8 protein-coding genes are annotated in these 13,076 nt (G+C 61.0%); all 8 read left to right on the forward strand.

The window, feature by feature from the left end:
- The first annotated feature begins 1 nt into the window (after position 1).
- The 8 genes from ACUZ79_RS09940 (at position 2) to ACUZ79_RS09975 (ending at position 13,071) form a co-directional block, all read left to right on the forward strand.
- Positions 2-3,148, forward strand: coding sequence for a virulence factor SrfB (locus tag ACUZ79_RS09940; protein WP_449251484.1), 3,147 nt, complete (start codon positions 2-4; stop codon positions 3,146-3,148).
- A gap of 27 nt (positions 3,149-3,175) precedes the next feature.
- Complete coding sequence (locus ACUZ79_RS09945) at positions 3,176-5,785, forward strand: virulence factor SrfC family protein (protein WP_449251485.1); 2,610 nt, start codon at positions 3,176-3,178, stop codon at positions 5,783-5,785.
- A 6-nt stretch (positions 5,786-5,791) separates the two neighbouring features.
- Positions 5,792-6,889: a sel1 repeat family protein gene (locus tag ACUZ79_RS09950; RefSeq protein ID WP_449251486.1), complete on the forward strand. Its 1,098-nt coding sequence runs from the start codon at positions 5,792-5,794 to the stop codon at positions 6,887-6,889.
- A 54-nt stretch (positions 6,890-6,943) separates the two neighbouring features.
- The gene (locus tag ACUZ79_RS09955) at positions 6,944-8,923 is read left to right on the forward strand and encodes a vWA domain-containing protein (RefSeq protein WP_449251487.1); all 1,980 of its coding nucleotides are present in this window, start codon (positions 6,944-6,946) and stop codon (positions 8,921-8,923) included.
- Between the two features lie 183 nt (positions 8,924-9,106).
- A complete protein-coding gene (locus tag ACUZ79_RS09960; protein ID WP_449251488.1) occupies positions 9,107-9,922 on the forward strand; it encodes an ABC transporter ATP-binding protein in 816 nt (271 codons plus the stop codon).
- Positions 9,923-9,924: 2 nt separating this feature from the next.
- On the forward strand, positions 9,925-11,184 hold the full coding sequence (locus ACUZ79_RS09965) for an ABC transporter permease (RefSeq protein WP_449251489.1): 1,260 nt from the start codon (positions 9,925-9,927) through the stop codon (positions 11,182-11,184).
- Positions 11,174-11,338, forward strand: a complete 165-nt coding sequence (locus tag ACUZ79_RS09970; protein ID WP_449251490.1) for a hypothetical protein — start codon at positions 11,174-11,176, stop codon at positions 11,336-11,338. The genes ACUZ79_RS09965 and ACUZ79_RS09970 overlap by 11 nt, the downstream gene beginning before the upstream one ends.
- A 17-nt stretch (positions 11,339-11,355) precedes the next feature.
- On the forward strand, positions 11,356-13,071 hold the full coding sequence (locus ACUZ79_RS09975; RefSeq protein WP_449251491.1) for an SUMF1/EgtB/PvdO family nonheme iron enzyme: 1,716 nt from the start codon (positions 11,356-11,358) through the stop codon (positions 13,069-13,071).
- Positions 13,072-13,076 lie beyond the last annotated feature (5 nt).

The raw sequence follows: 13,076 nt of genomic DNA on the forward strand, positions 1-13,076 counted from the left end.
GATGGATGTCATACCCCGTTACCTTTCGCCGGTCAGCATTATTCCCGGCGGCTGCCCGCAGTTTCTTGATTTCTCCATGCCCGAAGATGCCGTCAAACGACTGCGGCGGTATTTTCGCGAAGAAAAAAAGAAAGAATCCGACGAGCAGACGCGCTACACCCACTATTTGCGCTGCCTGACAGAAACGGAAAACGGCTTTATCGACCAGTTGAGCGGGCTGCCCTGCGATGAAGACTACAGCATCGAAGCCCGGCGCGCGCTGGATGCCTGGGAAGGGCACTGGCTGCCCATTCCCTTTTTGCGCACGCTCGACCAGCCCTGGCCGGACGGCGGCAAGCGCTTTGAATGTGGCCCCTCCAACTGGGCGCGGGCGCGGGTCATGCGGTCAGAAAGGCACCCCGGCCAGCTCCGCGTGGTGCTCATGTTTGACACAAATGTGGAAGACCGCCCCGCTCAGGGCGAGCAGTACCATGCGCTTTCTCCGCAGGATGTGACGGCCCACGGGCATTTTATGCTGGCTCACCTTGTGCGCGACAATTCGTGGTTTCTCAACGCGGCCTGGGTGGATGAATGGCTCCACGGCCTCTACGATGCGTGGAAGCAGTCGCAACACCGGGGGCGTGGCGCATGGCACGATGGTTACCCCTACGTGCTGGAGCATCTGGCCTCCTACCTCACATGGCTTGACGTTGTGCGCCTTGCGCTCAACGATCTGGCGGCTCAGGTCATCAATCCCGACCGCGACACACCTGTGGATGTTGATCTGGTGCTGGATATCGGCAATTCACGCACCACGGGCATCTTGGTGGAAACCCTGCCCCAGCGCATCACCAACCTCAACGACAGCTACCTGCTTGAACTGCGCGACCTGAGCCAGCCGGAACACATCTATTCCGACCCCTTTGAAACGCGTGTGGAATTTGTGGATGCGGCCTTTGGCAACGATGCGCTTTCGCGCCGCTCGGGCCGCCAGACTCCGGCCTTTGCCTGGCCTTCTGCCGTGCGCATCGGGCCGGAAGCCGCCCGCCTTGCCACGCAGGCCGTGTGCGCCGAGGGCACGACAGGCATGTCCAGCCCCAAGCGTTACCTCTGGGACGAGCGCCCCTGGCAGCAGAGCTGGCGCTACAACACTGGCGGCAAGTCTGAACCCATGGTCAGCCGTGGGCTGTTTCCGCGCCAGTTGAACCCGCAGGGCACGCCGCTTTCGTGCTTTGACGACCCCATGTTCAAAAAGAGCCCTGCCCTGCAAAAACAGCAGCCTGAGCCGATTTTTGAATCGCTGTTTACGCGCTCGTCGCTCATGCTCTTCATGCTGGGCGAAATTCTGACCCAAGCCCTTGTGACCATCAATTCGCCAGCCACGCGCGCACGCCGTGAACTGCCCAACCTGCCCCGCAGGCTCAGAAGGCTCATCTTTACGGTGCCTACGGCCATGCCCGTTGCGGAGAAGCGCATTTTTCGCCGCTGGGTCACGTGGGCCGTGCGCGTGGTGTGGGACGCCCTTGGCTGGAGCCAGTGGTATGCGCCCCGCCTGCAAACCCGTAGCCTCACGGGCGATTACCGCCAAAGCCCGCAGGTGCGCTGCGACTGGGACGAAGCCAGTTGCTCGCAGCTTGTGCTGCTCTACAACGAGCTTGCCGTCAAACAGCACGGCGACGCGCACCATCTGTTCCGCCTCATGGGCAAACCGCGCGAGGCCTGCGGCAACCATCCGTGCATCCGTATGGCTTCCATTGATATTGGCGGCGGCACAACCGACCTTTCCATCACCACCTTTGAGCTTGCCAGCGGCGAGGGCGACACCGCGCGCATCAAGCCGCATACGGAATTCAGGGACGGCTTTAATATCGCGGGCGATGAAGTGCTGCGCGAGGTGGTGGCCAACCATGTGATCCCGGCCATTGGTCAGGCGCTGGCGCGCGAAGGGCTTGCAGAGCCGAGGTCGCTTCTGGGGCAGCTTTTTGGGCGCGATTCCATCGGCATGTCACAGGAAGACCGCAATACCCGTGTGCGGCTGGTGCGGCAGATTGCCGTGCCCGTTGCCCTCGGGCTGCTGGCAACCTGCGAAAATCCCGATCTGCGCGGTAGTATCTTTAACTGTACGCTGGGCGACTTTTTTGAGCCTGACCCTGTGGGCAGTGAAGAAACGGCTGATGCTGCAGATACGGCGGCGGACGCCGCACCATCTGCGGCAAAGCCCGCAGCGGATTCGCCCCGCTTCAGCCCGGCAGCACTTGCGCCACGGCCTCAGCCTGCAACACTGCGGGATGTTAAGGCAATGGTGCGGCGCTCCGCATCCTTCATCCAGAACTTTAACGTTCTTGATGTGCCCATCAGCGTCAATCAGGCCGCTGTGGAAGAAACCATCCGCAGCACGCTTGGTTCGACGCTTTCCGCCCTGTGCGAAGTGGTGCACATGTACGATTGCGATGTGCTGCTGCTCACCGGGCGGCCCAGTTCGTGGAACGGCGTTATCGCCACAGTGCTTGCCAAGCTGCCCGTGCCGCCAGACAGGATCATTCCCATGCGGCGCTATCACGCAGGCTCGTGGTATCCCTTTGCCGATGCGCAGGGCCGCATCACCGACCCCAAAACCACGGTTGTGGTGGGGGCCATCCTCTGTGCGCTGGCCGATGGGCATCTGGAAGGCTTTTCCTTTGATTCCGGCGCGCTCAAGCTTACGTCCACCGCGCGCTATATCGGCGAGATGGACATAAACAGCCAGCTCAAGCGCCCCAAGGTCTGGTTTACCGTGGATGTGGACAGCAAGGACGGTACGGACAAAACCCGGGCCGTGGCCTTCAGCGGGCCGCTTTCCATCGGCTACAGACAGCTGGATGCCGAACGCTGGCCCACCACCCGCTACCATCTGCTGACCTTTGCCACGGAGGAAGCCCGCTCCCGTGCTTCGGGCCGACTGCCCTACCGGGTTGAGGTCAGCCTGAGCGTTGCCGATGCCCTGGATGAGGAAGATATCCGCAGCGAGACGGACAAGGATCGCCGCAGCGAGGGCGAGTTCCGCATTGATTCCATCGTGGATTGCCAGGAGCGTAGCGTTGACCGCCGCGATCTTGAAATCCGCCTGCAAACCCTGAAACTGGACGAAGGCTACTGGCTGGATACGGGCATTGTCACCGACGCCGGATAATTGAGGATGGTTATGCAGCAGCAGGATATGGATTTAGCGCGGCACTGCCGCGAACTGGCGGAAACTTCCCGTTCCGCAGGGGCATGGCTTCAGGCCAATGCCGAGCTTGTGGGCAACGAGCGTGCGGCCCTGCAAAAGGATCTGCGCCATGCGGCCCGCTTTTTCGGCAAGTGCGAGCAGGCGGCCCGCCGCAAGATGTGCGTTGGTGTGTTTGGCCCCAGCCAATCGGGCAAGTCCTACCTTATCTCGGCCCTTGCCAGCGATGCGGACAAGGTGCTTCTGGCCGATTTTTGCGGTCAGACCTTCAACTTCATCAAGGATATCAACCCAGAGGGCGGCAAGGAATCCACGGGGCTGGTTACGCGTTTTACCACCACGCCGCCCGAGGGCGTTACCGAGGCCTACCCCATCCGCCTGCGTCTGCTTTCGGAAACTGACGTGGCCCGTGTGCTCGCCAATACGTACTATGCGGACTGCGACCACAAGGACGCACCCAATGCCGAGGCTCTCGCCAAGGAGCTGGAGAGCCTGCAAGGCCGCGCCCAGTCTGCGCCCGTGCCCGGCGGCATGAGTTTGGACGATGTGGAAGAGCTGCGCGATTATGTGAATAAAAACTTCATTTCGCGCCCCAGAGTGCAGATGCTCCAGAACGGTTACTGGGTGCGGGCCATGGAACTGGCCCCCCGTCTGGAGCTGGAAGACCGCGCCCGCCTTGTGGGCCTGATCTGGGACAGCGTGCCGGAATTTCAGGCAGTGTATATTCAGCTTGGCGCGGCCTTGCGCCAGCTCGGCAACGCTGCCGAGGCATGCTGCGCCATTGACGCGCTCATACCCCGCAGCAACAGCATTATTGACGTGGCGCGGTTGCAGGGCCTCAACGAACCGCCCACAGACATGCTGACCCTTGTGGGCGCTGAGGGCCGCAAGGCTGACCTGCCGCGCGCCCTGGTGACGGCCCTCACGGCCGAAATCACCATCTACATGCGTGAAAAGCCGGACGATTTCTTTGACCACACCGACCTGCTGGACTTTCCCGGATACCGCGCGCGCTACAAGTTCAGCGATCTGCGCGCTGCGCTGGACAGCCGTAAGGACATGCTCAAGGAACTCTTTTTGCGCGGCAAGGTGGCCTATCTTTTTGAGCGCTACCGCGAAGAAAAAGAGCTCACCAGCATGCTGCTCTGCATCGGACCCAGCACCCAGGAAGTGCAGGATCTGCCGCAGGCCGTGTATGAATGGATATGCTCCACCCACGGCGAAACGCCGGAAATGCGCGCCAGCAAAGCGCCAGCGCTCTTTTTTGTGCTCACCAAGATGGACATGGAGTTTGAAAAAAAGGCCGGATCGCCCTCTGTGGAAACCCGCTGGACAACCCGGCTGGAATCCTCGCTGGTGAACTTTTTCGGCCAGGTGCACGACTGGCCGCAAAACTGGGACGGCACGCACCCCTTCAATAATGTCTTTTTGCTGCGCAATCCCAACTTCTTGTGCGAAGCCATTTTCGATTACGCCGACAGGCGTGAAACCGGCATCCGGCAGGAACAACAGGCCTTTGTGGAAGAAGTGCGTCAGTCCTTTATGCAATCGCCACTGGTGCAAAAGCATGTGGCTGACCCGGAACGGGCCTGGCAGGCTGCCATGACGCTCAACGACGGCGGCGTTGGCCTGCTGCGCCAGAGCCTGCGGCCCCTGTGCAATCCCGAACTCAAGCGGCAGCAGATCAGCGGCAGCCTTGCCGAAAAATGCGAGCGTCTGCGCACCGGGCTTGCGCCCTTCTACCGCACGGACGACAGGGAAGAACTGCGCAGGCAAAAGGAGCAGCTCTCGCGCCTGCTGGTTTCGCAGATGGCCAAGGTTGCGGAAAAGCAGCTCTTCGGCGAATTTTTGCGCCGCCTTCAGGTGCGCGATTTTGACCTCTACGAAATATGCCTCAACGCCCGCCAAAGCCCGGATGAAGGCCAGACAGCAGCGCCTGCCCAGGTTGTGGGAGCGCGTGTTTCCGCCAACGACATTCTTGGCGACATCTTTGGCGACGACGCTCCCGTGTCCGCGCCAGCGGCAGACGCCGCCGATGCGGAAGCAAAGGACAGCGCCCAGGTTTTTGCCGGAATGGTCATGGATCACTGGACAGGTCGGCTGCGCGACCTCTGCAACGATGTGGAAGTCAGGGGCCAGCTTGGCCTGCCCGCCAAGGAACTTGACCAGTTCTGCCATGAGCTTGTGCAGGCCGCAGCGCGCTGCAAGCTGCGCGAAAATCTGGAGGCTGAGCTGCGCCGTTCTTCGGCATTCAGCAACATGGCCCGCGAACGACTCATGTGGAAGCAGGTGAGCCTTGCTGCGGATGCCATCAACGCCTTTGTGGACTGGTGGGGCTTTGACCCACGCTTCAAGGATCAGACGCGGCGCACCGTTGTTTTTGGCGGCAAAAGCGTACCTCTCTTTAATCCGCCGCAGGAAATCAGGGGCGAACCCCGCATCGGCGAGGAAGAATCGCCCTATGACCGCCTGTGGTATACCGACTGGCTGCGCGCCATGGCCTACAGCGTTATGGCCAATGTGGATTTTGACGGTCAGCAGAGCGTCAACCCTGAACAGAACAACCGCCTGCGCGAACTTTTGCAGGCCTTCAAAGGATAATAAACCATGCGCGCCAGCATTTCAGCCGATACCGGGCGCGGCCCCGGCAACGGAATCATCGAGATATTTGACGCAGGCGATGTGAGCGAACCCGGCTTTACACTGCTGCGGGCATCTGACGGCAAATGCCTTGGCCCCCGTGGCTGGCAGGAGAGCGAAACCCTGCTCACCCCCGATGCCTGGGATAATGACGGAGGCAGCCTGCGGCTGGCCGTTGGCCCTGCGGTGGTGGACGAGGTGGACAACCTCGATGCCTACCGTATCAGCCTGCGCGGCGTGGGCAGCTGCGCCCTTGCCGTAAAATCGCTCGTATATTCCAACATTGCGGGCGGGCATGGCATGGGCGCTGGCGCTCCGCAAACTCCCCCGCCTGTCGCGCCGCCCGCTCCCGAACCGGAGCCGGAACCAGTGCTGGAATCGCCGGAGCCGCCTCTGGCTTTTGAGGAGCCGCAAGCGCCCCAGCAGCAGGAAGCCCCACTTGAAATGGCAAGCAAGGAAGAAGGCAAATCCGGCAGCAAGGCCGGCCTTTTGGTCCTGCTGGTGCTTGCAGCCATTGCCGCAGGCGTTGCCGCGTGGTGGTTCCTGCTGCGCGAGCCGGAAAAAGCCCCCCTGCCTACGCCTCCTGAGCAGACGCAGAATGCGAACAAGCCCCAAAGCGCTGATCAGGCCCAGCCCAAGCCCGCAGACGCCGGACCGCAAGGTACGGATGCCGCCAAGCAGCCGCTTTCTCCCCTGGCCTCGGCGCGCGAACAGTTGCGCGGGCAGGCATTGCCCGACGTAAGCCTTGCCATGGCAAAGCCCTTGCGCAAGGCCGATGCCAAGCCCGAGGAAAGCGACGCCGCATTTTTGCTGCTGGAAGACGCGGCGCAGAAAGGCGACGCCGAAGCCATGTTCCTCGTGGGTCAGTTTTACGACCCGGCCAGCACCCTGCCGCGCGGCAGCATCCCCGCCGACCTCACGCAGGCCAAGCGCTGGTACGATCAGGCCCTGCAAAAGGGCCAGCCTCAGGCCAAGGCGGCACTGGACACGCTGAAAGAACACGCCCGCGCCCTTGAGGCCAAGGGTGATGCCGAGGCGCGCTCCCTGCTGCAAAACTGGCAATAAACGCGGCCCCGAGCAATTTGACCTGGAATTGCTGTATTCCGCGAGGAGTTCACTATGCATTGCATGCCCCTGTTTCGCCGTTGCTGCCTTGTAGCCCTGCTGGTGCTGGGCCTTGGCGTCTGCCTTGCTGGCACTGTTTCCACCGCTTCTGCCGCGCCCCTGTTGCAGCAGGGCAAAAAAACGCTGTTCCAGCGGGTGGTCAGCCATCCCGGCGCGGCCCTGCTGGCCGAGCCAAAGGCCGATGGCGCCGTGGTGCGCAAAAGTGTGGTGCCCTTTACGGTTATGTACGTCTATGACCGCAAGGACGCGTACATTCAGGTTGGTGCTTCCACCGCGCAGCCCGAGGGCTGGATGGAAGCCGCCAAGGCTACGGACTGGAACCAGTCGCTCACCCTGCTGTTTACGCCGCGCACCGGGCGCGATCCTGTGCTGTTTTTCAAGACGGAAACAGGCCTGAACGAGCTGTGTTCCGCTCCAGACATGGAAAAAAGGCTCGATGCCCTTGAAGCGCAGGCAGCAAGCCTGCGGCAGAGCAACCAGCCCGCGCCGGAAACCATGCCCATCCTTGCCAGCGAACCTGCGGACGCGCAGGGCGCGGTGTCTGAAAAGCGCTTTTATCTCATGCCCATACTGGACATGAAAGACCCCTTTGACGGCGTCAAGTTTCTGCGGGTGGCCTCCATTGACCCCGGCAACGGCAAGAACAAAGACGGCAAGAACGGCCCGCCCAAGACCGGTATTGCCCTTGTCATCGACACCACCATTTCCATGAAGCCCTATATCGACCAGAGCCTGAATGTGGTTCGGCAGATATACGACAAGATTGAAAAAGATCACATGACCGACAACGTGGGCTTTGCCGTTGTGGCCTTTCGCAGCAGCACCAAGGCTACGCCCGGTCTGGAATACACCACCGAGGTTGTGAGCGATTTTGCCACGGCAAAAGACCGCAAAAGCCTTGAAGACAAGCTTTCAAAAGTGCAGGAAGCCAAGGTTTCCAGCCATGACTTCAACGAGGATTCGCTGGCTGGCGTGTACAAGGCCGTGGAAGGCCTGAACTGGGGCGACTATTCCTCGCGCCTTATCCTGCTGATCACTGATGCTGGCCCGCTCAAAAGCGGCGACAAGTTCGCCTCTATTGCCATGGGCCCGAGCGAAGTCAACGACTTTGCCCGCCAAAAGGGCATCTGGATTACCGCCCTGCATCTCAAAAGCCCCGGCGGCAACGCCAACCACGCCTATGCGGAGCAGAGCTACCGCGCACTGAGCAAGCTTTCGGGCAACCGCTCCAACTATCTGGTTGTGTCCGCGCCTACGCCCGCCAAGGGTGCGGAGCAGTTTGCCGCCATCACCAAGACCCTCGCCACCGGCATGCTCGATATGGTCAAGAACACCGCCGAAGGCAAGATCATGACCAAGCCCAAGGACGAGAAGCCGCAGACGGCTTCAGCGGAGGATCAGGCCGCCAATCTGGCCGCGACCCTCGGCTATGCCATGCAGCTTGAATACCTCGGCAAGGCGCGTGAAAATGCCGCGCCTTCCGTGGTAAATTCCTGGATTGCAGACATGGATCTGAACCAGCTTGCCAAGAGCAGGCAGACCCCTTGCGTTGACGTTGCCGTGCTGCTGACCAAGAACCAGCTCAACGACCTGAGCGCCCAGCTCAAGGCCATCATCGACAATGCCGAGCGCACCAAAAAGACTGACGCGCGCGACTTTTTCCAGGGTGTGCTTTCTGCCTCCACCCGTATGGCCCGCGATCCCAACATGCCCACGCAGGGCAAGAATCTGGCCGAACTTGGCGTGCTTTCCGAATTTCTGGACGGTCTGCCCTACAAGAGCGACGTCATGCTGCTGCGCGAGGAAGACTGGTACCGCATGAGCGTGGGCGAGCAGACGGCCTTTATCAACCGCCTCAAATCCCGGCTTGCCCGCTATGAGGAATATGACCGCGACCGCGCCAACTGGGAAAGCTTCGGTCAGGCCAACCCCGGCGACTGGGTTTACCGTGTGCCGCTGAGCATGCTGCCCTAGGGCTTTGTGTCCCCTGCCTGCGCCAGATAGCCTTTTTATTCAGGTTGAACGCCCTTGATAAGAGGCTCCCTTCCCCAGGCAGGAAACAGAATTTTTCATGGTCTTGGCCCAAACGGGCACGCAATGGGGCCGCAGACGGGCAACAGCAAAAGTCTGCGGCCCGCCGCAATGCTTGGAGTTTTAATGTCCGACATGGTTTTCAGCCTGCGCAATATTGGCAAAACCCGGCCCGGAGACGAAGGCTTTCGCCTGCGCATAGAGCAGCTTGACGTCCCGCGTGGCAGTCTGCTGGCTCTTGTTGGCCCCAGCGGTTGCGGCAAAAGCACCGCGCTGGATATGCTGGCCTGCGCCCTCAGCCCGGATATGACACCCGAGGGTTTTGCCCTGCCACATAAGCCGACCGAGGCGAAGCAAGGCAACCTGCCCCATCCCGCCAGTGCCGCCGCCAGTTTTGCGTTCAGCCCGCAGGCCGGGGCCTCCACGGATATTCTGGCTGCGTGGCGTAGTGGCGGCACCGACGCTCTGGCCCTGCTGCGCCTGCACCATCTTGGCTATGTGCTGCAAACAGGCGGCCTGCTGCCATTTTTAAGCGCGCGGGAAAATATTGTGCTTCGCTGCAAGAGCCTTGGCACCCTTGCCAAGCGTCAGGAGGCCATCACTACCATTGTTGATCGGCTTGGCATCGGGCACTTGCTGGGGCATTACCCGGCAACGCTCTCCGTAGGTGAACGCCAGCGGGTCGCCATAGCCTCGGCGCTGGCGCACGGGCCATCTGTCGTGCTGGCGGACGAACCCACTGCCGCACTTGATCCCGGCCATGCGGCCAACGTGCTGCGGCTTTTTGCTGAGTTGGCGCGCCAGTTAAGCATCACTGTGGTCATGGTCACGCACAACCTTGAGCAGGCGCGTCAGGCCGGATTTGTGCTCGCGCCGGTACGGGTGGAGCAGGACAAGGGCGGTAGCGCGTCCATCCTTAACTGGACAGGGAGGGCGGCCTGACCATGGCGGCGAATACCTGGACAACCATGCTGCGGCTGGCCTGCAAGGACTACTGGCACGAATTTTTGCTCTCGGCCTGCGCCGTGCTTGGGCTGGCAGCAGTGCTTACTCCCCTGCTGGTGCTCTACGGCGTAAAATTCGGAGTGGTGCAAACCCTCACCGAGCGCTTGCGTAACGATCCCCGCAATCTTGAGATTTCGCCTGTCATAAGCGGCAGATACACGCCTGAATATCTTGCCAAACTGGCAGCCCATCCAGATGTGGCCTTTGTGCTGCCACGCACTCGCTCCATTGCCGCCACCATGGATCTGAGCGCGGGCAATGGCGATGCTCGCTCTGTGTTGGTGGCCTCGCTGGAGCCGACCGCAGAGGGCGACCCCCTGTTGCTGCGCTTTGGCGCTGCGGTGCCGACCATGCCGCAAATGCCAGATACAGAAGCCGTTGGCGTAACCCTGTCTTCCTCAGCGGCGGAAAAGCTGCACCTCAAACAGGGCGACACCCTTAATGGAAAGGTTGAACGGCGCTTGCAGGGCAAGGTGCAGACTGCCCGCGTGGCCCTGCGCGTGGCGGCAGTGCTGCCTCTGGCGGCTCAGCAGAAGGATGTGGCCTACGTGCCGCTGCCTCTCATGGAAGCTACGGAAGACTACCGTGATGGCCGCGCTGTGCCCGAACTGGGCGCGCAGAACGGCTGGACAGGCGAACCCCGCCCGCAGGGCGAGCGCGTTTACCCCGGATTCCGCCTGTACGCCCGCAGCCTGGACCATGTGATGCAACTGCGGGAAGCCTTTGCCGCCCAAAAGCTTGATGTGTACACCCATGCGGAAGAAATCGAGCAGGTTACGGCGCTTGCCCGCGCCCTCAATCTGATATTTGCCCTCATCTGCGCGGCAACGGCCATTGGCTTTCTGGCCTCCACCGCCAGCAGCGTACTGGCTGGCATCAAACGTAAGGAGCGCATCCTCGGCCTGCTGCGGCTTCATGGCTTTACCACTGGCAAGCTGATGGTCTTTCCTCTGGCGCAGTCCCTGCTTACAGCCCTTGCGGGTACGGCTCTGGCCTCCGGGGTGTACGGGGTGGCGGCCTTTGCCATCAACAAGCTTTTCAGCGCCAGCGTTACCGGCATGGAGCAGGTATGTCTCCTGCTGCCGGAGCATTTTGCGCTGGCCTTTGCCGCAGTTTCCGGGCTTGCCCTGCTGGCCGCCCTTGCCCCAGCCTTGAGAGCTGCCCGCGTTGAACCCTCGGAGGTTATCCGTGAAATCTGATCTGCGCATCCGCAATCTCGCGCCCTTGCAATGGAGCTTTGCCGCCGCTCTGTGCTGCGCCCTGCTTTTTGCCCCCTGCGCCTCGCAATCCGCTAGTTTCCGGGCTTGCCCTGCTGGCCGCCCTTGCCCCAGCCTTGAGAGCTGCCCGCGTTGAACCCTCGGAGGTTATCCGTGAAATCTGATCTGCGCATCCGCAATCTCGCGCCCTTGCAATGGAGCTTTGCCGCCGCTCTGTGCTGCGCCCTGCTTTTTGCCCCCTGCGCCTCGCAATCCGCTCTGGCGGCTCTGGCCCGCAAGGCCGATGTGAGCACGGCTGACGCCTATAATCCTAAACCGGCGGATAACGACATCATCCTGCCCATGCCCTGCGGTCTGAGCATGGTTTTCAAGCTGGTGGCAGTGCCCGCCAAGGGCCTGCTGTGGGATATGCCCATGCGCCCCGGTGTGGACGACAGCGCACATCAGGACAGGGCTTTTTATGACCGGCGATACAACACTGCGCTTTCCGGCGCTTTTACGCTTGAAGACCTGCCCACCGCCTGGCGCAAACAAGCTCCGCAGGGGCAGAACTACTTTTATCTTGTGGCAAAATACGAAGTGAGCAACCTGCAATGGCATGCCGTGATGGACAATGCCTGCCCGGATACGGCAAATCCTGGCGCAGACGCGGCCCGTCCCGCTACGGATATGAGCTGGTATGATGCCGTGGACTTTACCCGCCGTTACACCACATGGCTTTTGCAGAACGCGCCCGATTCGTTGCCGCGATTTGCTGGCGACCAGCGCAACGTGGGCTTTGTGCGCCTGCCCACAGAAACGGAATGGGAATACGCCGCGCGCGGCGGGCAGACTGCTGGCAGCCAGCTGCTGTTGCAGGAGGATTTTTTTGCCCTGCCCACTGGGGAGAGCAAGGCCGACTACGCCGTTTACAGACCGGAACAGGGTGCACGGGCCGAGGGCATGGCAAACATTGGCTCGCGCAAGCCCAATCCGCTTGGTATTTATGACACCGCTGGCAATGCTGCGGAAATGGTGCTGGATGCCTTTCGCTTTTCAATGGCTGGCCGTTTGCACGGCTCTGCTGGCGGCTTTGTGCGCAAGGGCGGCTCCTTCCTCTCTGGCGATGCGGAGATTCTGCCGGGCCGCAGGGAAGAAATGCCCTTCTTTCTCACAGACGGCCCCGCACACGCCCGCGATCTGGGCTTTCGCCCCGTAATATCGGGTATCAATACTCCCGGCGGCGGGCGTCCGCAGGAACTGACCGCCGAATGGAACAAGGCTGGCGAGAAACTGGCCCCGCTGGCGCAGGACGGTCAAACCGCCCGTAATCCCCTTGATGAACTCGACCGCCTGCTGGCTGCCGCGCCGGATGAGGCCTCCCGCAAGAATCTTCAGGATCTGCGCAATACCATCAAGGAAAACAATATCATGCTGGAACGCCAGAAGCAGCTTGAAGCGCAATCGCTGCTGCGTACCGGCGTATATATGATCGAAACCCTAAGAAATTACTCCAGCAGACGTAACAGTTTGAAAACGCAAATCGAAAGTATGGAGCGTGAAAAGGCTTCCGCCAAGGGTGCGGCCCTTGAAAAGCTCAAGCAGATATTGGATACTGCGAACAGGGGTCTTGTGATGCTTGATACGAGCATTGAAAAGTCCCTCACCTTCTACCGCAGCAAGGTAGAAGAAAGCGCGTTGCTTGCTCCCGAAGTTCTTGCTGCCGCAGATGCATCCCTTGCAAAGGATTTCAGCGGCAATGACCCCTTCAATGAGAACATGCATCGAAACCTTGAACTGTATCGGCTCCACGTGGACGCGGTGCGCAAAAACAAAACCGTTTCGCGCGAGGCCATGCAGAAAGCAATCCTTGAACGCCGTTTTCAGTAGACAAA

This window comes from Desulfovibrio faecalis (assembly GCF_053570625.1).